We start from the raw sequence: 23,903 nt of genomic DNA on the forward strand, positions 1-23,903 counted from the left end.
GCTTTTAAAAGCGTCGGCTAAACCGGCGCCGGTATTCCAACGGCGTCAGACCGGTTTTTTTATGAAATAAACGGCGGAATGAACTTGGATCCTGATAGCCGACATTTTGCATGATCACATCCACAGCTTGATCGGTTTCTTCCAGTCGTTTACGGGCAGCCTCAATCCGGATCGCTTGTAGATACTGATTGGGCGGTATGTCTAAGGCTTGTTTAAAGCGTCGAATCAGGGTCCGGCCAGTCACATTAAACTGCTCTGCCAGCTGGTTCAAACTAAAATCTTCATGAAAATGCTGCTCTAGCCAGTTCTGGATTTTTTGTACCAGTTCATCATGGTGCGGCCGGCCAATATTCAGCAATGAATAAGACAACTGGCTATCACGGCGGTAATCAATTACGAAAGATTTAGCCGATTGCATGGCCACCTCAAAGCCATACAAGCGCTCAATCAGATGCAAACCCAGGTCAAACCAGGCCAGGCCTCCACCCGCACAATAGATATTCTGATCCCGGCTAATCATCAGATCGGCATTCAGTTTCACCTTAGGATAGCGTGAACGGAACATTTCCTGAAAACCCCAATGCGTTGTTGCAACTCGGTCATCTAAAATGCCTGCTTCTGCCAGAAAAAAATTTCCGGTACAGTTTCCTGCAATTAAAGTCGCATCTGCATGTGCAGATTTTAAAAAATGAATCAGTTCTGGATTTTGTTGCAATACATCCTGAATTGGTGCAGCGATGGTCGGTACCACCAGAATATCTGCAGTTTGAATCTCTTGATAAGAAACATGTGCCTGCAACTGCAGCCCATTGATACACCGAATCGGGTGTCCATCCGGACTGGCGATACTCACCTTAAACAGGCGCTGTACATCCTGCTGCTGGATCCGGTTCCAGCTTACGCCAGCCATGGTAAATAAATCGACCACACCCGTAATGGCCGAAGCCAGAGCCCCATGAAAGCCTAAAATCACCACCTGTTGCATACTTTACTAATTGTCACTTTTCACCCGATTCATGTCATTATTGACAATCCTCCTCAATAAAAGCAACTGCTAGTCTTGATGCTATCTCAAGGATTGCACATTCAGGACAGTACCGTGACCCAACTGATTAATGATAAAGATCTGCATTTCCAGCTTTATGACGTATTCAAACTTGAAGCGCTGACTAAACTGCAACGCTATCAGGATCATGACAAAAATACTTTCGACAGTATTCTGGAAACGGCAAAAGGTATCGCGACTGATTATTTTGCGCCGCATAATGCCAAAGCTGATCAACAAGAACCGAACTTTGATGGCAAACAGGTCAAAACCATTGATGAAGTGAAGACAGCCTGGCAACAGTTTGCCGATGCCGGCCTGCTTTGCGCCCAGCATGATTATGCAGATGGTGGCATGCAACTGCCCACTTTGGTGAATATGGCCTGCAATGCTTATTTTATGTCGGCCAATCCGTCCACCGTGGCTTATTCTTTTCTAACGGCCGCTGCGGCGAACCTGATACAGGCTTTTGCCTCCCCAAAACAAAAGCAAATATTCCTACCGCATATGTTGAGTGGCCGCTTTGCTGGCACCATGGCCATGACAGAGCCGAATGTAGGTTCCTCTTTGGGCGATCTGAACACTAAAGCCATTCCTCAGGCAGATGGAATTTATAAAATTAAAGGCCAGAAAATGTTTATTTCGGGTGGCGATCAGGACATTACCGAAAATATTGTGCATCTGGTCTTGGCGCGGATTCAGGATGCGCCGCAAGGCGTGAAAGGAATTTCCCTGTTTATCGTACCAAAATTCAAAACCAACGAGGATGGTTCACTCGGTGAAGCTAATGATGTACAGCTGGCTGGCTTACTACACAAAATGGGCTATCGAGGTACTACATCTACAGTTTTAAGCTTTGGAGAAAATGATAATTGCTTAGGCTATTTAATTGGTGAACCCGGTCATGGCTTAAAATATATGTTCAAGATGATGAATGAAGCACGTGTGGGTGTCGGTCTAGGCGCAGCCATGATTGGTTATCGTGGCTATCTGGAATCTCTGGATTATGCTAAAAACCGTCCGCAAGGCCGGCCAGTTCATGAAAAAACACCTGACTCGAAACCAGTAAATATCATTGAACATACCGATGTCAAACGCATGCTACTGGCGCAAAAGTCATATGTAGAAGGTTCGCTGGCACTTTGCTTATTTGCAGCCCGATTAATTGATGAACTTCAGGCAGCTCAAGATGAAGATAGTGCAATTCTGCTTGATCTCATCACCCCGGTGGTCAAATCTTTCCCTTCTGCCTATGGTCCGAAAGCCAATGATCTGGCTATTCAGGTCCTGGGCGGCGCGGGTTATACGCGTGAATATCCGGTGGAGCAATGTTACCGTGATAACCGGCTCAATCCGATTCATGAAGGAACTTACGGCATTCAATCTCTGGATCTGCTGGGACGTAAACTCTGGCAGCATAATGGCAAAGGGCTCAATCTGCTCATGCAGCGCATCCAGAAGACCTTGTCAGAGATTCATGAACCTAAGATAGTGGAACTCGCAAAGATCTATAAACAGCATCTTGCCACTGTGCAAAAGACTACACAGATTTTAGGCCAGGCCTTGCATCAAGGCAAAGTCAGCGAAGCTTTGGCCAATTCAGGCCTGTATCTGGATATGATGGGTAAGACCATCCTAGCCTGGCTATGGCTGGAAATGGCGAATCAGGCTCAACTCAAGTTTGGCACATCTTCGCAGGCAGAAGATCAGACTTTTCTGGCAGGGAAAATTCAGGCAGCTCAATATTTTATTCGCTGGGAACTCCCTGAAATTGAACATCAGGCCAAATTACTGATGCATCTGGATGATACTTGCCTGAATATGCAAGCCGACTGGTTCTAGGCAGAATTAATCAAAAAATGCGCCTTTATCGGCGCATTTTTATTTTGTAATTCATTAAGCTGTAGAGTTATTTACACCAAATTTTTTAAATAGCTTGGCACGCTTGGAAGGCAAGATATTAGCCTTACTTAAATCGCCCTGATAGTGCTGATATACCCGCTGATCCATGATTTTGTACCATAAAGGTGGAATCAAGGCTGGAATCAGCATAGTTGCATAACCGCTGGGTAATTCTGGCGCTTCATCAAAATGCCGCAACGCCTGAAATGGACGGCTTGGAAAAGCATGATGATCAGAATGGCGTTGTAACTGATACAAAAACAGATTAGTTACGATATTGTTGTTATTCCAGCTATGTTCCGGCAAGGTTCGCTCATAACTGCCATCCGCTTTCTGTCCACGTTTCAGTCCGTAGTGCTCGATATAATTCACAATCTCAAACAGGCTAACGCCATAAAATGCCTGTGTCAGTGTATAAGGAATAATTTTCTTGCCATACGCCTTTAGCATCAAGGCATGATAGCCGGCACTCATGGCCCAACCATGAAACAGCTCATTTTCCTGATTAAAGAATTTCAGTCCCTTACGCTCGAGCCGTCTTTTTTCAATCTGGATTGCAGATTTTAATCCGCCTATTACGGTACGTGGCCAGAAACGGTAAAAAGATTCACCCATTTTTGAAGATGCCGGATCTTCTGGTGTCGCCACCCGTTTATGGTGTCCATAAGGATGTTCGATCCGGAAATGGTTATAGCCCAAAGGCATCAGGCTGGCATGAGACCAGTAATGGTCTTTTTTCTGTGGACGATGACTGAGTTCATGTGCGGTATTCACCCCCACACCATTAATCGCACCCATAGAAACTCCAAGCAGTACCTGATCCAGCAAAGACACATTTGGCCGGCTTACGACATAACCGGCAAAGGCATTGGCTGCCATTTGCAAGGGAATAAATGCTTTTACAATGCGGTCATAATAAGGATCGTTAACCAGTGCCTTGATCTGCTCATCATTTGGGTTATTGGCATCATCGCCAATCAGGGCATCCAGAGTCGGAATGATTACGTGCAGTAATAATAGTCCGCCCATGGCAAAGACTTTTTTAGTCGCTTTGGGACCAAAATGATAACCGGCCAGAATTCCCATTCCGATCACAGGCAGACCTGGGCTGAGCAACCAGCCAAAACGTTTTTTATCCAGCTTGACACCTTTTAGTGCCGACGCTTCCTGCGTAAACTGCGCTTTCTGGATTTGTGCAGGGGCATTCATTGCGACCTTCCTTTTTTATGTTACTCTGCACTTATAGTTGATTATTTCAGCAGTAGCGAACAGTATTCAACGTCCAGAAAAGCTATGTCAGCGTCTTTGGCACATGCTGCCAAATTCTGGCCTAAAATCACAAAGTTAAAAAATTTATAGTCAATTAAATGAAATAAAACAGAAGAATAGAGTTAGGCATGGATGCTTTAAGTAAAATTTTTGATGATATTCATCTGGAAAAATCGGAATATCTTTATCTGAATGTATTTCATCCGGGCGGCTTTGACTATCAACATGAACCCTTTATGCTGGCCTATATCCTGTTACAAGGACAGGCGCAATTAAAGTTTATGAATGGTGATCGGCTGGAGCTGCAACAAGGTGATCTGGTGCTATTACCCGCAGGTTCCTCCCATCATGTTTCCTGCCCAGACAATGCCGATTTTTCTGAGCACCATGCGATTAATCCTTATTTTCAGAGCAATGCACAGCAATGTGTTGATCTCAATCGGGAAAATTCGGCGGAGCATAGTTTCATACTGGCTATTCGTTCTAGCTTGGATATCCAGATGGCCAAACCTCTTTTGAGTGCATTACCTAAATACCTGCATATTCAACATATTCTGGGTGATACGGCGCCAGAATGGTTACAGGTTGGCTTGCAGTTTCTGGCACTGGAAACCCAGCAGCTTCGTCCCGGACGTGACAAGATTCTGGATCATCTGGTCAGTATTTTACTGATTGAATGCGTACGTGATTATATTTTAAACCTGGAAAATGCCTCGAGCTGGCTGAATGCTTTTTCGCATCCGGAACTATCCAATGCACTGGCGGCGATTCATGGCAAACCTGAACAGTCTTGGACTGTAGAAAGTCTGGCCGAACAATGTCATATGTCACGTTCTAAATTCGCCCAGTTGTTTACCCAGATTGTCGGTGAACCGCCCCTTGCCTATCTGCAACAGCACCGCCTGCGCCTCGCCGCGCAATATTTGAGAAATAGTGGATTTGGTATCCAGCAGATCGCTTATCTGGTTGGTTATTCATCCGAGACGGCGTTTAGGCAAAGTTTTAAAAAACAGTTTGAACAGACGCCGACCCAATACCGGCTGAATTGTCAGAAGAACCAGTCTTTATTACCAGACTAAAATTACTGGACTAATGCCAATACTGCTGTGACCGGATCTTCGCTATTGCCAGAAAGTAGCTGCTTGTGCATGGTGATATGCTGCATAACCTGAATCTGCGCTGCTTCAATATCCATCAGTTTTTCAATTTCAGCTGCCAGATTTTCAGGTGTAGCAGCGGATTGGATGAGTTCTTGAATCACTTTTTTGCCAGCAATTATATTTGGTAATGAAAAATATGGGATTTTTACCAGTAATTTGGCAATTCGATAGGTCAGCCAGTGCAATTTATAAAAAGTCACCATCGGACGGTGCAGCAACATCGCTTCAAGCGTTGCAGTTCCAGACGCCAGTGCAATAATATTGGATGCATTCATGACCTGACGGCCAATTTTGGATTCAGCGCTGGTATTTTCCATCAAGCGAATTTGGGTTTTTAAGCTCTCAGGATAAGTGGCCAGTAAACTTTCGATTTGCTGCTTGCGTGCATCATTAATCGCAGGAATCAGAAAGGTATAATCCGGATATTTGTGATGCAGAATATTAGCTGCATCCAGAACCAAAGGTCCCAAACGCTCAATCTCGCCACGGCGGCTTCCCGGTAATAATGCAATATATTTCTGATCTGGGTCTAGGCCTAATTCTGTCTGAGCCTCCAGAATTGGATTTTCAAGCGGCAATTGGCTAGCGAGCGGATGTCCGACAAAAGCTGCAGGAACATCCCATTTTTTAAAGAACGCTTTTTCAAATGGAAACAGGCACAGCACCAGATCAATACTGGCTTTAATGCCATGTATACGGCCTTGACGCCATGCCCAGACCGAAGGACTGACGTATTGCACGGTTTTAATCGGTAACTGTTTTTGTTTAATGGTTTTTGACAAACGCAGGTTAAAATCAGGCGCATCAATCCCGATAAAAATATCGACCGGATCTTTAGTCCAGGTTTCCACCAGACCATCCCGCACAGCAAACAGTTTTTTAATATCTTTTAAAACTTCGACAATGCCCATCACCGATAAAATATCCATCGGATAATAGCTTTTAAAGCCTTCAGCGATCATTTGTGGCCCACCGATACCTTCAAATTCAGCATCAATGCCTTGCTCACTAAAACGGCGAATCAATTTTGCGCCAAGCGTATCTCCAGAAACTTCACCGACCACGATTCCAATTTTAAGTTTTCGATTTAGCAAGTGGGTTTCCTCTCAGATCCGCATGGAAATTTATTGAATCGGGATTCTAACATAATCCTATGGCTATTCCGGAAGAAGCTTAAGTATCTTCTAATTTTAAGAAACCCACCGTTTAGAATAACTTAGTCAATAAGGGAGCTTGCATAAAAAGAATTAAATCGACATTTACAGGTACATTCAATTAGACAGAAATGGGGCAAATCGGATAGTTAAAATCAATCATTATATTCGCACTTTATACATAACCCAGTGAATAAACATGAAAGATCACCTAATATTCTTCACCTAGCTTTATCTTTTTTATGCATAAGTAAATCAATAATCAAGACAACGACTTATATCCAAAAGTCATAAGATATGCTCGTTTTTTGATTTTGGCATATATGCATGTTTGGTCCGATTGAATTTATTTTAGCAGGCGTTCTGGTAGGTTTTTGTGTAGGTGTCACCGGTGTCGGTGGCGGTTCATTAATGACGCCAATTCTTATCAGTTTATTCCGGATTGAACCGCATATCGCGATTGGTACTGACCTGCTCTATGCCGCGATTTCTAAATTCTGTGGCTCGTTTGTGCATGCCAAGAAAATGAATATTGTCTGGCCGATTGTGATCTGGCTGGCCGTTGGCAGTATTCCCGCATCTTTTGCAACGCATTGGGTACTCGAGAACTATCTGAGCCAATCGACGCATTACAAAGCCGTCCTGACCATGGTCTTGGGCTTTATGCTGACTATTACCGGCTTATCCATTCTGTTTCGCACCCAGATCGAAAATCTTTTTAATAAATACAGAAAACAAGAACTACCGGATATGACGCAGGATCTGGAAAAAGTGAAGCTGCAAGCCAAAGAAAAGCGCGTTGCTATCATCATCATGGGCATTATCTTGGGCATATTTGTCACGCTATCTTCAGTGGGTGCCGGTGCATTTGGTATCATGGCACTTGTAGTGATGTTCCCGAATCTGCCGATGATTCGTATTATTGGCTCTGACGTGGTGCACGCGGTATTACTGACACTGGTTGCAGGGCTGGGTCATATGTCTTCAGGCAATGTCGATTTCATGCTGCTCATGTGGTTATTGGTGGGGTCTATTCCGGCGATTATTGTCGGCACTTTACTCAGCTCACGTATGCCGGAAAAACTGATCCGCAAAATTTTAGGTATTACCCTATTTGCCCTCGGTGTAAATTTCATGATTAATCCTGTGAAATCAAAACCGGCTCAACCTGCTGAAACAGCAATGATAATTGTGAATCAAAATTCCCCGTCCGTTTAAGTTAACTATCCGATTCATCACTTTTTTTTCAAAGAAGTATTCATCTTTTTTATAACAAAGTGACGCATCATTCATGTTATATTCGGGCTATTAAACAACCTTTTGTATGATCGAACCAGTGACGGCAATGAATACACAACAGTCAAATCCTATTTCAGCATCAGATATTGATGACGTGAATATCCACAGCATGATTCCTCTTGTAACCCCTGCTGAGCTTAAAGCAGAGTTACCGTTGACTGAAACTGCTTATCAAACCGTACTGCATGGTCGTGAAACGATTCGTAAAATTCTGGATGGTGAAGACAAACGCCTGTTCGTTGTAATTGGCCCTTGTTCTATCCATGATCCGGCGGCGGCGCATGAATATGCTGAACGCTTAAAAGTACTGAGCGAAAAAGTTAAAGACAGCTTATACATCGTGATGCGGGTTTATTTTGAAAAACCACGGACTACCGTAGGCTGGAAAGGCCTGATCAATGACCCAGACATGAATGATTCATTCAATATTGAAAAAGGTCTGCGTATCGGTCGCAAGCTATTACTTGAACTGAATGAAATGGGCTTGCCATGTGCCACTGAAGCACTTGATCCAAACTCGCCACAGTATTACCAAGACCTGATTTCATGGTCAGCAATTGGTGCACGTACCACAGAAAGCCAGACCCATCGTGAAATGTCTTCTGGCCTTTCTTCACCAGTCGGCTTTAAAAATGGTACTGACGGCGGTTTAACGGTCGCGACCAATGCGATGCAATCTGTGAAACATGGTCACAGCTTCCTCGGTCTGAATGATCAGGGTCAGGTGGCTGTGATTCGCACTTCAGGCAATCCTTATGCTCACGTGGTACTGCGTGGCGGTAATGGCAAACCGAACTACGATGCAGGCTCGGTTGCCGATGCAGAAGCTGCTCTAGCCAAGGCCAAAGTCAGCACCAAGATCATGATTGATGCCAGCCACGCCAACTCTAACAAAGACCCGTACCTGCAACCACTTGTACTTAAAAACATTTCCGAACAAATTCTTGATGGAAACAAGTCAATTGTTGGTATTATGGTAGAAAGTCATCTTAAGGGTGGTCGTCAGGACATTCCGGCGAACCTGAATGATATGGAATACGGTCAATCCGTTACGGATGGCTGTATCGACTGGGAAACGACTGAAAAAGTTTTACTCGACATGCATGAGGCATTGAAAGACATTTTACCTAATCGTTAAATGATCTGACCAACGCCATCGCCAAGATGGCGTTTGCATTTCTAGAACAAGGAAAATTTATCTGATGAATGATATTGAAACGGCATTAAGCCAGATTGAGAATTTTCAGTTCATACACGAACATCTGTTTAGCTCCGGTCAACCGACCACTACCCAATTACAGCTGATGAAAGAATACGGTGTATCTACTGTCATCAATGTGGCGCTGACCGATAGCGAACAGTATCTGCCGCATGAAGATAAAATTTGCCTTGAGCTGGGACTGAACTATATTCAGGTTCCGATTTCCTGGGAAACCCCTTCAGACAATCAATGCCTGCTGGTACTGGACCTGATCGATCATCTGGTAAAAGAGCAAATGGTCTGGGTACATTGTTCGCAAAACTACCATGTCAGCTGTCTGATGTATTTATATCGTCAATACTATATGGATATGGATCTGCCTACAGCACAAGAACACTTGCATCAGATCTGGGAACCGAATGAAACCTGGACCGGTTTAATGCATGCGGTTGCTCTACAGCTACAAGGCCGTAAAGCAACTCAGGAACTGGAACTTTCCTTGATTAATCCGAATTATTTTGCCTGATTTTATTTGCTGTGGCTCAATAGCACGGTTGCCATGGACATAATTCCTTCCTGACGACCGGTAAAACCTAACTGTTCAGTGGTGGTGGCTTTGATACTGATTTGAGTCACATCAACATCCAAGACATCTGCAATACTTTGACGCATCGCCAGATTGTGTTTAGCCAGTTTTGGACGTTCACAGGCCACGGTAATATCGGCATTATTCAGGTGATAACCACGATCCAGAATTAGCTGATAAACATGCTTGAGTAGTACCCGGCTATCCGCACCTTTAAACTCAGGATCTGTATCGGGGAAATGCTGGCCAATATCTCCCAGCGCCAAAGCACCCAACAAAGCATCACAGAGTGCATGCAGCACTACATCACCATCCGAATGTGCTTTCAGACCGTGAGTATGCGGAATTTGAATGCCTGCCAGAGTGACAAAATCACCTTCTTCAAATGCATGCACATCCAGCCCCTGGCCAATACGAATTTGTGCGATCACCTTATACATCCTTTAGAAATAGCCCATTGAAATCTTGTACACTTGCTTTCTATTTCGCTATAGTTAGACCAAGCGTAACACAGTGAAAGTATAAGCGATCATGCTACTGAAAACTGATATAAATATGTTGAAAATAATTGGCCTGATGCTCGGTCTGGGGATGATTTCTACGGGTAGCTCAGCGATCACAATGGATTGTAGCGATGACAGCAAAAAAACGGCTGCCATGAATAAAGTCTGCTCAGCATCGCTGGCTGAATCTCGTGCAAAACTCGCAGACCAATACTTTACTGCTTTTCTGATTACCGATGCGCCTGTGCGCTTATTGCAAGATAGCCAACAATTATGGGCGACCCGTTTACAGCAATGCAAAACGCTAGACTGTTTTAAACAGCAGTTTGAATGGCGTTTAGATGATTTAAATGTCTATATTTCACTGAATCAAAGTCTGACCCAGCATTATATTAAGTTTGAACAGGGACAAATCGCCAAGCAGCCTGTACATCTCAAGATTCATCAACTGACCAAAGACCGGATCAAGATTGAAGGCCTAGCCTATCGTAATCCGAATAACCGGACCGAGAAACAGATCATTCCTTTTTTAGCCTATACCACGCCTGAGACAAAAAACCAGATCACCGATAACGAAAATGACTGCCGCTATGAGTTTAACTATACTAAAGCCATTTTAGCGGTCAGTAGCCAGCAGAAAGGCTGTGAACGCTTTACCGGTATTTATCGACTATATGATTGATTTAATTTAAAAATATTAAAATTTATTGTTATATAAAATGATATCTTTGATGTAAAAAATAGCCCGCAAGCGGGCTATCAATTTAAGCTGGATAGTATTGCGCAATTTCCTGACTAATCATCGCAGCCGTTGCAGCTGATAAAGTCCAGCCCAGATGACCATGTCCGGTATTGTAAAAGACCCGCTCATGTTTGCCACGGCGTACCACAGGCATCATATTTGGCATCATGGGGCGTAAGCCTGCCCAAGGCACCACATGCTCAGTACACAGGTCAAAATTACGATTGGTCCAGTCAATTAAAGGTTGAATTCGGTCAGCACGAATATCCCGGTTATAGCCATTAAACTCGGCTGTTCCTGCAACACGCAAACGATCCTTGCCTAGGCGTGACAAGACAATTTTCGCACTTTCATCTAGCAGACTGACCCAAGGTGCGTTGTTCTGGCTCTGCTCATCATTCAGTTGCACGGTAATCGAGTAGCCTTTGACTGGATAGACATTGACTCGTTCACCAAGAATCTCAGCCAGTTGATAACTGCCAACCCCCGCACAGACCACTATGGCATCTGCATTAATTTCTAGAACATCATCTGGAGAGGAATGGACATTTTCAGTACTGGGTTTGCATTTAACCCGAATATTCTGAGCCTGATGATCAACAGCGAAAACATCCTGACCAAATTCGAATTTCACACCTTTTTGCATACAGGCTTTGGCCAGACCAGTACTAAATTTATGAATATCCCCGGTGGCATCGCTCTGACAGTAAAATCCCGCATAATAATCGCCAGTTAATGCAGGTTCGATCTGCTTAATTTCTGCATTGGAAATTGCATTGCGCTCCAGACCACCGCTACACAACAGATCATTGACTTTGATCGCAACATCATAATCCGTTTTGTTATGATAAAAATGTAAAATGCCGCGTTTTTCTAAATTGAAATCAATATTTTCTGTTTCGGCAATTTCAAATAAGCGTGCTCTTGCCAGTAAAGCCAGCCGTACAGTCTCTCGGGTATTGGCTTCATAATGTTTGATATTGCCCAGAAATTCCATGAGCCAGCTGTATTTATGCACACTGAAAGAAGGATTGAGCAAAAGTGGTGCGGTTTTTTGTGACATCCATTTGATGCCTTTGAGTACTGTGGCTTTCTGGTTCCATACTTCGGCATTACAGGCAGAAAGCTGGCCGCCATTGGCAAAGGATGTTTCCATTGCCGGATATAGATGCCGATCAACCACGGTCACTTGATAGCCTGATAGCGCAAGCTCATAAGCTGTGGTTACTCCAGTAATCCCGGCTCCAATCACCACGACATGACGCATAGACACCTCCTTGATTGTATTGATGTCTTTTCCCATCTGTCATGTGTACCTGAGAGCTTCGGTAGATACATTGCACATCAATGCGGCCACCTTCCCCTTCGGTGAGTGATTCAACACTTCTCTCCAGAGTCTTTATCCATTATCACAGTCCTTTTGCCTGAGAGTTTCCTGGGACCTTGCTCCTTCGGCGAATGCAGAAGCATTTCTCTCCTGCAATAATGTTTTATTATCATGAGCAATTTATATACCATTTTTAGGAGAAACACAGTTTTTATTTATGTTAATTCACGTGAATTTATCCATGATTCTTTTTTTTAATTAACAGTATACATGTGTGATAGAGGATATTGCCTAGATATTAAATTTTTAGATTTTGCTGCCGTAAGTAAAACGAGTAAGTTCTACCCTTTATAAAATTCCAGAACTTATTTAATTTTGGCGCTTAAATAAAATTTAACCTTTTTTTTGCTTAGGCTATTTTAATAATTTAAAATGTAGAGTTTTCCTTATCCATTTTAGAATTTTAGATAAGCCAAGAAAGCATCAGTACTAAGCTTACTGCTGCGACCACTGTTTGTACACTGATAATACTGGCCATTAACTCGCTATCGCCGCCATATACCCGGGTTAAAACATACGAAGCTGAAGCGGTAGGAAGTGCAAAGAACAAGACCAAAACCTGAGTAGTTAATGCATCAATCTGGAAAATTTTACACACTAAAAATGCAATCAGCGGCATTCCGAACAGGCGGCCAAAGGTTATCAGGCTGAGTGGCAACACATCACGCTGAAAACCCTGAAACTGTAAGGCTGCTCCCACACACATCAAACCGAGCGGCAAACTGCACAGTGCAATCTGTTTAAGAAACTGCTCTGCTCCAGTCCAGAGTGACAAACCAGAAAGATTAAATAAACCACCCACAATACAGCCTAGAATTAATGGATTTTTAGACAAATCCAGGATGATTTTTTTCAGCTGCATATCATGACTACGGGTAAATGCCAGCACCGATAAGATATTCACCAAAGGAATACACAGCACCATGATCACCGCGAAGATGGTCATACCTTGCTGATGAAATAAGGCACTAACAGCAGCAAGGCCAATATAGGTATTAAAGCGCAGCAAGCCCTGAACATAGACGCCGAAACGCGCATAAGATATCTGGTAAATATGACGCAAAATATACAGTGCAATACTGACCACAGCCATTATACTAAATACGACAAGCACTACATCCTGAATGACATCCATTTGAATCTTGGCAGTGGCCAGATTTAAAAACAGCATCACCGGAAACAGTGCATAATAATTTAACTTTTCTGCGCCTCGCCAAAAATCATCACTCAACCATTGCCTGCGCTTAAGTAAATAGCCAAAGCTGATCAGTCCGATGAGAGGAAATAAAGAAGTTAAAATAATATGCAGCATATGACATCCTGGTCTGTTTTCTGCCTAATCTTAAGTCACTTAGACTGAACAGAAAACTTAGCATGTTCAGGAGCTTTCCCACTACTCAATTTAAGCAGTAAAAAGCTTGAATTTCCATCAACTAATCATATTGATTTGCTGATTTTTTCTAAAATCAGCAAATGTAACGTAATCAACCGTTCTCCGACATTTTGACCCAGTGGATATGCTTCAATCTTTTCAGTCAGCTGATAGCCACGGCGCTGATAATATGCCAGCAGTTCAATACGGACATTTAATACTGACATCTGAATCACTTTCTTTTTAAATATTTCGAAAATATGGGATTCGGCAAAGTCCAATAATTGCTTGCCATAACCCGAGTTTTGCTCAGCAGGTGCAACAGCAAAGCTTCCAATCTCTGCTACTTGCTGTCCTAAGCTCACGCCAATACAACCAAGAAGCTTATTATCAATTTCCAACACAAAGAGCTGAAAATTTTCTAAATTGAGCAAGTCATATAACTGTTTTTCTTGAATACGATCACCCTGGATCATTCCTGCTTCAGTCGTCCATCCACCCGGAGTACGATAAGCTGTATTAATCAGCATAGTAAGTTGCTGAACATCAGCTTTGCTTGCCAATCGTATATTTTTATAGTGATTCATTTTATAAATAAAAAAAGTCAGACCGGAGTCTGACTTTAAAACAATTTCACTTTAAAGTTAAAGCAAATTATTTAGGTTCAATCGGTGCAAATGGCGCAACTACATCGGCATTTTGCGCACGGTGACGCATGAAATGATCCATGAGTACTATCGCCAGCATCGCTTCAGCAATCGGGGTTGCACGCACACCCACACAAGGATCATGACGGCCTTTGGTCAACACATCAGTATCTTCACGCTCAATATTGATGGTTTTACCCGGCGTGGTGATAGATGCAGTCGGCTTCAACGCAATCGCAACACGAATGTCCTGACCGCTAGAAATACCGCCTAGAATACCGCCAGCATGATTGGCCAGGAAGCCTTCTGTGGTGAGTTCATCACGGCTTTCATGACCAAACTGTTCAGCAACGCCAAAACCATCACCGATTTCTACACCTTTAACGGCATTAATCGACATCATGGCATGCGCAATATCAGCATCCAGACGATCAAAGACTGGCTCGCCCCAACCGACTGGCACTTTAGATGCAATGATCTCCAGTTTAGCGCCACAACTGGTACCTTGCTCACGCAAAGACGTCACTAGCGCTTCAAAACGCGGTACTGCATCCACATCGCCACAGAAAAACGGATTGTTTGGAACTTCGTTCCAGTCCAGTTTCTCTGCTTTTTCAGTACCAATCTGGGTTACATGACCACGAATCTCAATGCCAAATTTCTCGAAAAGGAATTTCTTGGCAATTGCACCCGCAGCAACACGCATTGCCGTTTCACGCGCACTTGAACGGCCTCCACCACGGTAATCACGGAAACCATACTTTTGGGTATAGGTATAGTCGGCATGACCCGGTCGGAATGTCTGCGCAATATTGCCGTAGTCTTTCGATTTTTGATCCGTATTACGAATTAACAAACCAATTGAAGTACCGGTGGTTTTACCCTCAAACACACCGGAAATAATTTCTACTTCATCTGGTTCTTTACGCTGGGTTGCAAATTTCGATGTACCCGGCTTACGGCGGTCCAGATCTTTTTGCAAATCCGCTTCAGTCAGCTCAATGCCGGGTGGAACCCCATCGATGATGGCCATCAGGCCAACACCGTGAGATTCACCACAAGTCGTTACACGGAACAGTTGCCCTATACTATTACCTGCCATGTCAAACGACTCCTTATGCTTGAATAGACTGAATAAATAAATCGCGGTAAGTACGGCATTGCTCTGCAGTCAATGCAAAGATACCCGTACCACCTTTCTGGAATTGTAACCAGTAGAAATCAACCGAATTAAAGTTTTGGCACATCGCCCATTCTGAGTTACCCACTTCGATCACGATCAGGCCATTCTCAGTCAGATAATCTGCAGCTTGAGCCAGCATTTTACGCACCAGATCCAGACCGTCCTGACCTGCAGCAAGCGCAAGCTCAGGCTCATGATGGAATTCCTCAGGCAAATCCGCCATATCTTCCGCATCGACATACGGCGGATTAGATACGATTAAATCGTATTGATTTTCGGCTGGAATTTTTTCGAACAAATCCGATTCAAGCAATGCGATCTGATATTGCTTGTCATGATGCTCAGTATTGATTTGCGCAACTTCTAAGGCTTCTTTGGAAATATCAGTCGCATCCACTTCCGCTTCAGGGAAAGCATAAGCCAAGGCAATCGCGATACAGCCTGAACCGGTACACATATCTAGAATACGTTGAGGCGTCTTTGGATTCGGGTTTTCCGGCAAGTTATTGACTGCCTCACCCATTTGACCATGTTCACCCAGGCAATACGGGGCAAAACGGTTTTGAATCAGTTCAGCAATCGGTGAACGAGGGATTAGCACGCGCTCATCAACGTAATAAGGTTTACCGTCGAAGTAAGCCAGGTTCAATAAATATGAAGTTGGTACTTTTTCATTAATACGGCGTTCCAGCAGACTTAAAAATTCGGCTTTTTCACTTGGTAATAATTTGGCATCTAAAATTTCAGCGTCCGCTTTCCATTCTAGCGACAGGGTTTGCAGCACTAGCGCTGAACTTTCAGCAAAATAATCTTCTGTGCCTTGGCCCAAATGTGCATCGTATTGACGTAATGCTGTCACACCAAAACGAATAAAATCACGAATGGTGGTTAAATTTTCAGCGGCTTCCTGCATATGTTCAGGGCTAATAGTCGGTCGATCCACTTAAGGCGTCTCCAAGGTCATTTTTTTAAACGCCTTATGATACCTTGTTTTGCCTGCTTTTATAATGCTAAAAGCAGGAAAAACACGAATTCTCTACGCCCACAAAAATTATAAAACTCCTGTTTTTGTGAGCGATTATTCAGATAAATGTTTACTTTATTCAGGGATGTTTCTGTTAAATGTCGATGCTAATACTATGATGATTTATCGGAACCCGGACGCATAAGAGCGGGATTGATAAAGATTGGCCTGATCCATGATCAAAGCCAGCATACATTGACCCTGTTGCTGCTTGGCATATTTTCCTGACATTCTAAAGTTACATTGCTGGGACAGTTTACGTTCCCACAATACATGCTGACTGCGGATAACTGCAGTCTGATTCGGATTCAATTTAAAATAAGTTTTATAGTTTTTCTTCAAACGTTTATTATGAACTTTCAGCTCTTTTTCCAAGCATTTTTCAGCTTTGGGTGTATTACCATAACTAAAATTCATGCACTGTGTATATTCCTTAGAATACCCAACAGCAGCTTGTGTCTGAACCGAAGTACCCGCAAAAATTGCAACTAAAAACCATGCAAGACGCATAACTTCCCCTTGACCGAAACCGGTACAATCCCAATAAATGTTTAACAATCAATATTGTTTAAATTATCCACTGATATTAACGCAGTCCGGACAAAAATCCTATGCCTTTCTCGGAATGAAAGATTAAAACAGTTGCACAATTGAAAATTGGCCCATGACCCACATATAATCCGCATTCAATCTTCAAATGAGCCCAGATCTATGAGCTATAAGCACAATAATCTTATGGCGATGCGCCAGAATTACTGGAATGATCAAGCCTCCAGTCAGGTGCAGCAAGAAAAGGTATTTTTGCAGTCGACCTTAATGCAGCATGGGGTTTTTAGCAGTGCAACACTAGATGATGCTAAATATCTGTTTTTTGGTTTGCCTAGTATTGTGATTGTAAAAGGCTATGCTTTGGGCTTTATGCATGACAGTGTGCAGCGCCTGATTCATCAACATATTCAAACAAATAAACAACAGTTACAACAACGATCTGAATTAAAAATCCAATTTCAAATGGCATAATGCCCTGTCTAAACTGATACAGGTTGGTGAATTAATGAAAGCTTGCCTAGTTTTTACTATGAATTCAGCGGCTTAAACTTTTTTAATACGTGCAGAAACGCTACTATCCCTTACAATGATTTATTCTGCTTCATGCTGATGATGAAAGGATCGAGTTTACATGTCAGATCAGAACGATAAGCTTAAACAACTGAAAACCTCCTCTATGGATCGACGCTTATCGATCGCAAAGGCATCCTTGCTGGCAGGTACGCGTTGGGCGGCTTCTAGTGCAAGCTCCATGTTCTCAAGCGAAGAAGAAAAAGAAAAGAAACGTAAAAAAGCTATGAAAGAACAGGCCGATTATCTGGTCGCAGAAATTGGCAAGCTGAAAGGGTCTATCGTTAAAATTGGCCAGATGATGGCGCTATATGGTGAGCATTTTCTGCCAGAAGAAGTCACTCAGGCTCTCAATACCCTAAACAATCAGACGGTAGCATTGGCATGGCCAGCCATCAAGACCCAGTTACAGCAACAACTCGGTTCAAAACTCGACGATCTCACCATTGATCATGAACCTTTGGGCACAGCTTCTTTGGCACAGGTACATCGCGCTACCCGAAAATCTGATGGCATGGAACTGGTGTTAAAAATTCAGTATCCGGGTGTGGCAGAAGCGATTGATTCCGATATGAGCCTGTTTAAAAACATGCTGAAATTGACTCGCATCGTGCCGCAGACCCGCGAATTCGACCAGTGGTTCGATGAAGTCCGTGAGATGATGCACCGTGAAGTAAATTATCAGATTGAAGCAGATACCACGCGTCGTTTTGCGGCGCGTTTAAAAGATGATCCTCGTTATATCGTCCCAACCATTATTAATGAATATTGCTCAGATCGTGTGCTATGCATGACTTTTGAACGTGGTGTGCCGATCAATAGCCCGGTAATGTTATCCCTGCCCCAAGAACGCCGCAACCTGTTAGGTGAAGCGTCTCTGGAAATTGCAGTGCGTGAAATCTTCGAATGGGGCGAGATGCAAACCGATCCGAACTTTGGTAATTATCTGGTTCGTCTGGGCAATGGCGCAGATGTGCACGACAAGATCATTCTGCTCGACTTTGGCGCGATCCGCCAGTTTGACCAGCATCTGCTCAGTGTTGCGCGTAACCTGATCCAGGCAGGCTATCATCATGACTCGGATATGATGGTCAAGGCGATGACTGGTTATGAGTTTTTTGATTCGATTCCGCAAAGCATCAAACCGGATATGGCCAAAGTCTTTTTACTGGCCACCGAAGCGTTTAGTTCACCGCTAAATAATCAAGAATTGCCAGCTGGCATCATGGATGAACATAATCGCTATGACTGGAAAAAAAGCCAGCTGCATAGCCGTGTGATGCAACAGGCATCGAGATCTATGGCTTCACGTTATTTCAGTGTTCCACCCAAAGAATTTATGTTTATTAGCCGTAAATTTATTGGTGCCTATACCTTTATGACCGTGATTGATGCCAAAACCAATGTGCGTGCCATGATTAGACATCATCTCTCTTAAAATAAAATCTGCATTAAAAAGACCCGGATGATTTTGTCATTCGGGTCAATTTTTAGACATATTCGATTTTTTATATTTTTATCTTTCTTTTATTTTTCATTGATTTATTCCTCCATTTCTTCAATCCCCGAAACCTAAAAATTGTCAATCATTCGTGTCAGGGATGGCATGGTTTTATCTCTGAGTGCATGTCAGTATTAAAAAAAATAACGTGACAACACCTTTAGGATAATCAGAATGAATAATATGGTGAATAAAGCCCAAGGATTTGGCTTGTCCATACTGACCAAAATCGCGGGTAGCGAAGTATTAGACCAGTTAAAGCTGCGGAAATTTGTAGAAAAATCACTTTATCAAAGTTCAAAAGTAGGATTCAAAACCCTGAGTCAAACCCAGAAAATCCTGAAATCTGGCCAGAAGATTCAAAAACAGCGTCTGCCGCATCAGTCTAAATCCTTATTTGATCTAAACCTGACTGAAGAACAGCAAATGACCTGTGATGCCATGCAGCAATTTGCCCAAGAGGTGCTGTATCCCTTGGCGCATGATGCAGATCAGCATGAATTATTTCCCCATGAACTCTGGCAATACAGCACTGATTTAGGCTTGAATTTCTATGCCCTGCCTGAAGCATTGGGGGGCGTTGCATCGGAACAGAATATTGTCAGCAATATTTTAATCGCTCAACATTTGGCTCAGGGTGATTTCAGTCTGACGGCTGGCTTACTTTCGACTTTTAGTTTCATTAACGCCATTACCCGCTGGGGCTCAGAGCAGATTCAGTCAGAATATCTGGGCGCTTTCGCAGAGAATCCTGAGTTAAAGGCCACCTTTGCAGTGCAGGAAGAAACAGCAGCGTTTAACCCGGAGCAACTTAGAACCAAGGCTGTTGCACATCAGGGACATTATCTGATTCGGGGTCAAAAGACCTTAGTGCTCTTGGGAGAAAGTGCCGATCTCTATCTGGTCAGTGCTGATCTGGATGGCAGAGCTGAGGTCTTTGTGGTGCAACGCGACAGTACCATCACTGCGAAAAAATCGCCGGCTATGGGTTTAAAGGCCACTGAAACAGTCACGCTAAAATTTGAAAATACTCCGGCATATCGTCTGGGTGATGAAGATTTTGATTATCGTGCATTCGTAGATTTGGGCAATTTGATGTGGTGTGCGATGGCGGTGGGCACCTGTGAAGCAGTCAAAAAATACTGTGTGCAATATGCCAATGAACATATCGCTTTTGGTGAACCGATTTCCCATCGTCAGAGTGTCGCCTTTATGATTGCCGATATGGCCATTGAAATTGATGCGATGCAAATGTTGATCTTGAATGCCGCCAGTCTGGCTGAATCCGGTCAAGCTTTCCATCGTGAGGCTTATATAGCGCGTCTGCTCTGCGCAGAAAAATCCATGAAAATAGGCACCGATGGTGTACAGATTTTAGGTGGTCATGGCTTTACCAAAGAACATCCGGTAGAACGCTGGTATAGAGACTTGAGAGCCACTGCCATTCTCCATTCTGGCTTGCATACCTGATCAGAACATAAAGAAGAACAATGATGAATCTACAAACTCCAAAAAAATTTAAGCTTTTAATTGATCAAGCACATGAAGTTGCCCTCAATGTTTTGCGTCCTATTTCACGTAAATACGACAAGGCTGAACATGCTTATCCGATAGAGCTAGACATGCTCGCTTCAGTCGTGGATGGCATGAACCAAGGTAGTGAAGGCATGAATGCTGGTGCAGCAGTCAATAAACGTGGCGATGCAGATACGACTAATAAAAATGGTATCAATATGTCTACCGCCCTAAGCATTATTGAAATGTGTTATGGCGATACTGGCTTATTACTCTCGATGCCACGCCAAGGATTAGGAAATTCAGCCATTGCAGCTGTTGCCAATGAGGAGCAATTGCACCGTTTTCATGAAACTTGGGCCGCCATGGCGATTACCGAGTCAGGTTGCGGTTCAGATTCCGCTGCAATTCGTACCACTGCAACCAAAGATGGTGATGATTATATTCTGAATGGTGAGAAGATTTTTGTAACCTCCGGAGAGCGTGCTGATGCAGTGGTCGTTTGGGCAACTTTGGATAAAAAACTGGGACGATCGGCAATTAAATCATTTGTGGTGACCAAAGGTACTCCAGGAATGAAGGTTGAACGACTAGAACATAAATTAGGGATTAAATCATCCGATACTGCCATGATTAGCTTTATCAACTGTCGAGTACCTGCAGCAAACTTGCTCGGTCATGCAGAAATCGATGTTGCTAAAGGCTTTGCTGGCGTAATGGAAACCTTTGATAATACTCGCCCGCTGGTTGCAGCCATGGCGATTGGTTGTGCGAAAGCCTCGCTGGAACGCATCAAGGAGATTTTTAAGGATCAACTGGACTCTACTTATGCCACACCGTATTTACAAAGCTCTAATATCGCAGCACAAATCTATCGTATGGAAGCTGAATGGGAAGCAGCACGCTTGCTGATGCTGAAGGCCGCCTGGATGGCCGATAATCACAAACCAAATTCATGTGAAGCATCTATTGCCAAAGCCAAGGCCGGTCGGATCGGTAATGAAATTACCTTAAAATGTGTCGAACTTGCGGCAGCCATTGGTTATAACGAAACTGAACTTTTAGAAAAATGGGCGCGTGATTCCAAGATTCTGGATATTTTTGAAGGCACCCAGCAAATTCAGCAACTGATTATTGCCCGTCGGGAACTAGGAAAATCATCGAGCGAATTAAAATAATGATTACTCATTAAGTAGCGAATTAAACTTACATGAGTTAATTAAACGATGGATTTTTTAAGGATTTAAGGTTATAAAAATTCATCGTTTTTTCAAAATAAAATCAGTCCAATATGTACTCTATTCGTCCTATTCAGCCTGAAGATAATGCCCAAATTGCAAACATTATTCGTCGTGTTTCCCAAGAATTTGGACTGGCAGCAGAATCTGGTTTTGCCGTAGGTGATTCTATTCTAGATGAGCTATATCAAGTTTATCAGCAACCAAAATCAGCTTACTGGGTTGTTGTGGATCAACAAAATAAAATTTACGGGGGTGGTGGAATTGCGCCATTAAAAGGTGATGCAACTATTTTAGAAATTCAGAAAATGTACTTTTTACCTGAAATTCGTAAGCAGGGTTTTGCCAAGAAAATTTTAGAATTATCCTTTGAATTTGCACTGGCCCATCAGATTAAGTCAGTCTATCTAGAAACAACTAAAGTGCTTTGGCAAGCGGTGAAACTTTATGAAAAATTCGGTTTTCAGCATCTTGATCACCCTGAAGGCAATACCGGACATAGTGAAGCCTGTGAAATCTGGATGCTAAAAAACCTTTCAACTTAGAGATTTTTTAGTAGATAGATAAAGTTTGTACATTAATAAAGTGCTTTCATCAGCAGCGAGCTTGACTCTTGTATATAGGCTGCCTAACATCGAAATACGTTTATTCAGGCATGGAATTCACAGTTTGTTTTTTTCTCATCTATTAAATCCAATTAAATCTAAACGTTCACTATTTAATTCTCATTCTTTTAAATTTTCTTCTATTTTATTGAGCACTTTTCTTTTTGCGGGTTGTTCATCCTTGGGCGGAGGCTCGGTAGAAAAGCGCGCAGCTAAATTATCTAAAGGCATTCAAACTGCTTACTCCACCCCATCCAGTACAGCTAATCGTGTTTCACCTTTAATTGTTCAACATGCACAAAATCAAGGTGTAGATCCGCTCCTAGTGGCGGCTGTGATTCATCAGGAATCTACTTATCGTAGCCAAGCAACTTCGCCAGCAGGTGCGGTAGGCTTGATGCAAGTGATTCCAAGATATTGGCAACAAACCTGCCCTGGTGATTTATACAATGAAAGCAGTAATATCCAATGTGGTACATATATTCTTTCTAAATATAATCAATCATCCGGTGACTGGAAGAAAGCGCTTGCCTATTATAATGTAGGTCCGTCAGGTTATGAAAATAATCGTAAAATGCGTAAACAAGGTAAACGTTATGCCAACCGAGTAAAACAGCATAAAAAAATGCTAAAAGACTCTCTCTAATGACTGAATAAAGAGAATTAATTTAACCATACTTAGGCTATTTTATTTAATATTTGGTAAATAGTAATCGCTAATTGTGTCCATTAAAGTTTTTACCATGAAAGTATACCTACAACCTATTAATCTCAGCCATGATATATATATTCAGCTAAAATAGTCTGCAATAAAAAACCAGCGATTCGCTGGTTTTTTATTTTGTAAGGTTTATAAGATCAGCTTGTAAACTCTTATAGCGCTAGTTTTACAGAGATCCCAATAGGTCAAACAAATTAACAGGAATTCTCTGTCTCAGAAGAATCTGATCAACTTTGAGATATAGATATGTTAAATATCTTATCTAAAATTCCACGCACAAAAAAATCCCCCTCTGCCTTGGCGGAGGGGGATTTTCGAATAATGAGCTGGCGATGACTTACTCTCACATGGGTAACCCCACACTACCATCAGCGCTAAGAGGTTTCACTTCTGAGTTCGGGAAGGGATCAGGTGGTTCACTCTTGCTATGGTCGCCAGCACAACTGGTATGATTACTTACTGAGGTCTTATGGTTGCCTTAGCTTTCTTCAAATCTTGCACTCTGTTCAAAGCAGTGCTTTGAACATCGTTCATTAACAGGTATATCTGAGTTGTCGTATTTTGTTCTTTAGCGTTCACTAAATCAAGCTGTTTTGCTGAATATCGAATCGATTGATCCTCACTTCTTTCGAAGTTCGTACAACAACTGTTTGGGTGTTGTATAGTCAAGCCTCACGAGCAATTAGTATTGGTCAGCTTCACATATCACTATGCTTCCACATCCAACCTA

22 protein-coding genes, 1 rRNA gene and 1 riboswitch are annotated in these 23,903 nt (G+C 42.8%); of the genes, 12 read left to right on the plus strand and 11 right to left on the minus strand.

The genetic code is table 11. From position 1 onward, the window contains the following. Positions 1 to 4: 4 nt before the first annotated feature. Entirely contained in the window at positions 5 to 985 is a 981-nt protein-coding gene (locus tag WFH18_RS08570; RefSeq protein WP_004280454.1) for a GlxA family transcriptional regulator, read from the minus strand. Between the two features lie 78 nt (positions 986 to 1,063). Between WFH18_RS08570 and WFH18_RS08575 the strand changes: the two genes are divergently transcribed. Further along, entirely contained in the window at positions 1,064 to 2,887 is a 1,824-nt protein-coding gene (locus WFH18_RS08575; protein ID WP_004731193.1) for an acyl-CoA dehydrogenase, read from the plus strand. Between the two features lie 54 nt (positions 2,888 to 2,941). Here WFH18_RS08575 and WFH18_RS08580 read toward each other — a convergent pair whose 3' ends face one another. Further along, complete coding sequence (locus tag WFH18_RS08580) at positions 2,942 to 4,156, minus strand: alkane 1-monooxygenase (RefSeq protein ID WP_004280457.1); 1,215 nt, start codon at positions 4,154 to 4,156, stop codon at positions 2,942 to 2,944. Between the two features lie 188 nt (positions 4,157 to 4,344). On the opposite strand from WFH18_RS08580, the gene WFH18_RS08585 reads away from it, so the two are divergent. Continuing rightward, positions 4,345 to 5,295, plus strand: a complete 951-nt coding sequence (locus tag WFH18_RS08585; RefSeq protein ID WP_004280459.1) for an AraC family transcriptional regulator — start codon at positions 4,345 to 4,347, stop codon at positions 5,293 to 5,295. Between the two features lie 2 nt (positions 5,296 to 5,297). Here WFH18_RS08585 and lpxB read toward each other — a convergent pair whose 3' ends face one another. Then, on the minus strand, positions 5,298 to 6,470 hold the full coding sequence (gene lpxB, locus WFH18_RS08590) for a lipid-A-disaccharide synthase (protein WP_004280460.1): 1,173 nt from the start codon (positions 6,468 to 6,470) through the stop codon (positions 5,298 to 5,300). A 387-nt stretch (positions 6,471 to 6,857) separates the two neighbouring features. Between lpxB and WFH18_RS08595 the strand changes: the two genes are divergently transcribed. The 3 genes from WFH18_RS08595 (at position 6,858) to WFH18_RS08605 (ending at position 9,556) form a co-directional block, all read left to right on the plus strand. Further along, positions 6,858 to 7,748 carry a sulfite exporter TauE/SafE family protein gene (locus tag WFH18_RS08595; RefSeq protein ID WP_004280461.1) on the plus strand — a complete coding sequence of 297 codons (891 nt, stop codon included), beginning with the start codon at positions 6,858 to 6,860 and terminating at the stop codon, positions 7,746 to 7,748. 127 nt (positions 7,749 to 7,875) lie between these two features. Continuing rightward, on the plus strand, positions 7,876 to 8,967 hold the full coding sequence (locus tag WFH18_RS08600; RefSeq protein WP_174766804.1) for a 3-deoxy-7-phosphoheptulonate synthase: 1,092 nt from the start codon (positions 7,876 to 7,878) through the stop codon (positions 8,965 to 8,967). A 64-nt stretch (positions 8,968 to 9,031) separates the two neighbouring features. Next, positions 9,032 to 9,556, plus strand: a complete 525-nt coding sequence (locus tag WFH18_RS08605; protein WP_004280464.1) for a protein tyrosine phosphatase family protein — start codon at positions 9,032 to 9,034, stop codon at positions 9,554 to 9,556. A 2-nt stretch (positions 9,557 to 9,558) separates the two neighbouring features. Here the strand turns inward: WFH18_RS08605 and ispF are convergent, their stop codons facing one another. Next, complete coding sequence (gene ispF, locus WFH18_RS08610) at positions 9,559 to 10,047, minus strand: 2-C-methyl-D-erythritol 2,4-cyclodiphosphate synthase (RefSeq protein WP_004280465.1); 489 nt, start codon at positions 10,045 to 10,047, stop codon at positions 9,559 to 9,561. Positions 10,048 to 10,147: 100 nt separating this feature from the next. Here ispF and WFH18_RS08615 point away from each other — a divergent pair, with 100 nt between their 5' ends. Beyond that, a complete protein-coding gene (locus WFH18_RS08615) occupies positions 10,148 to 10,801 on the plus strand; it encodes an A1S_1983 family putative colistin resistance protein (protein ID WP_336754745.1) in 654 nt (217 codons plus the stop codon). A gap of 82 nt (positions 10,802 to 10,883) precedes the next feature. Here the strand turns inward: WFH18_RS08615 and WFH18_RS08620 are convergent, their stop codons facing one another. The 6 genes from WFH18_RS08620 to WFH18_RS08645 all read right to left on the minus strand — a co-directional run bounded on the left by WFH18_RS08620 (position 10,884) and on the right by WFH18_RS08645 (position 16,984). Continuing rightward, complete coding sequence (locus WFH18_RS08620; protein WP_004280468.1) at positions 10,884 to 12,128, minus strand: D-amino acid dehydrogenase; 1,245 nt, start codon at positions 12,126 to 12,128, stop codon at positions 10,884 to 10,886. A gap of 135 nt (positions 12,129 to 12,263) precedes the next feature. Beyond that, positions 12,264 to 12,351: riboswitch (glycine riboswitch) on the minus strand. Between the two features lie 300 nt (positions 12,352 to 12,651). Further along, positions 12,652 to 13,560: an AEC family transporter gene (locus WFH18_RS08625; RefSeq protein WP_039902245.1), complete on the minus strand. Its 909-nt coding sequence runs from the start codon at positions 13,558 to 13,560 to the stop codon at positions 12,652 to 12,654. A gap of 125 nt (positions 13,561 to 13,685) precedes the next feature. Continuing rightward, entirely contained in the window at positions 13,686 to 14,207 is a 522-nt protein-coding gene (locus tag WFH18_RS08630) for a GNAT family N-acetyltransferase (RefSeq protein ID WP_004280470.1), read from the minus strand. Between the two features lie 67 nt (positions 14,208 to 14,274). Next, a complete protein-coding gene (gene aroC / locus WFH18_RS08635; RefSeq protein WP_004280471.1) occupies positions 14,275 to 15,369 on the minus strand; it encodes a chorismate synthase in 1,095 nt (364 codons plus the stop codon). A gap of 13 nt (positions 15,370 to 15,382) precedes the next feature. Then, positions 15,383 to 16,393 carry a 50S ribosomal protein L3 N(5)-glutamine methyltransferase gene (prmB, locus tag WFH18_RS08640; protein ID WP_004280472.1) on the minus strand — a complete coding sequence of 337 codons (1,011 nt, stop codon included), beginning with the start codon at positions 16,391 to 16,393 and terminating at the stop codon, positions 15,383 to 15,385. A gap of 204 nt (positions 16,394 to 16,597) precedes the next feature. Further along, positions 16,598 to 16,984, minus strand: coding sequence for a hypothetical protein (locus WFH18_RS08645; RefSeq protein ID WP_039902247.1), 387 nt, complete (start codon positions 16,982 to 16,984; stop codon positions 16,598 to 16,600). A 201-nt stretch (positions 16,985 to 17,185) separates the two neighbouring features. Between WFH18_RS08645 and WFH18_RS08650 the strand changes: the two genes are divergently transcribed. From WFH18_RS08650 to WFH18_RS08675, 6 genes are all read left to right on the plus strand, one after another. Beyond that, the gene (locus WFH18_RS08650) at positions 17,186 to 17,494 is read left to right on the plus strand and encodes a hypothetical protein (RefSeq protein WP_004280474.1); all 309 of its coding nucleotides are present in this window, start codon (positions 17,186 to 17,188) and stop codon (positions 17,492 to 17,494) included. Positions 17,495 to 17,654: 160 nt separating this feature from the next. Next, positions 17,655 to 19,031: an ABC1 kinase family protein gene (locus WFH18_RS08655; protein WP_004280475.1), complete on the plus strand. Its 1,377-nt coding sequence runs from the start codon at positions 17,655 to 17,657 to the stop codon at positions 19,029 to 19,031. Between the two features lie 246 nt (positions 19,032 to 19,277). Continuing rightward, positions 19,278 to 20,564 (plus strand): acyl-CoA dehydrogenase family protein, encoded by a 1,287-nt coding sequence (locus WFH18_RS08660; protein ID WP_336754746.1) that lies wholly within the window; start codon positions 19,278 to 19,280, stop codon positions 20,562 to 20,564. Between the two features lie 23 nt (positions 20,565 to 20,587). Continuing rightward, positions 20,588 to 21,787, plus strand: a complete 1,200-nt coding sequence (locus tag WFH18_RS08665) for an acyl-CoA dehydrogenase family protein (RefSeq protein ID WP_004280477.1) — start codon at positions 20,588 to 20,590, stop codon at positions 21,785 to 21,787. A 113-nt stretch (positions 21,788 to 21,900) separates the two neighbouring features. After that, complete coding sequence (locus WFH18_RS08670) at positions 21,901 to 22,392, plus strand: GNAT family N-acetyltransferase (RefSeq protein WP_004280478.1); 492 nt, start codon at positions 21,901 to 21,903, stop codon at positions 22,390 to 22,392. 124 nt (positions 22,393 to 22,516) lie between these two features. Beyond that, a complete protein-coding gene (locus WFH18_RS08675) occupies positions 22,517 to 23,098 on the plus strand; it encodes a lytic transglycosylase domain-containing protein (protein WP_004280479.1) in 582 nt (193 codons plus the stop codon). A 399-nt stretch (positions 23,099 to 23,497) separates the two neighbouring features. Here the strand turns inward: WFH18_RS08675 and rrf are convergent. Continuing rightward, a 5S ribosomal RNA gene (rrf, locus tag WFH18_RS08680) occupies positions 23,498 to 23,612 on the minus strand. Positions 23,613 to 23,903 lie beyond the last annotated feature (291 nt).

Source organism: Acinetobacter sp. USHLN143, assembly GCF_037145695.1.
Taxonomy (GTDB): Bacteria; Pseudomonadota; Gammaproteobacteria; order Pseudomonadales; family Moraxellaceae; genus Acinetobacter; species Acinetobacter fasciculus.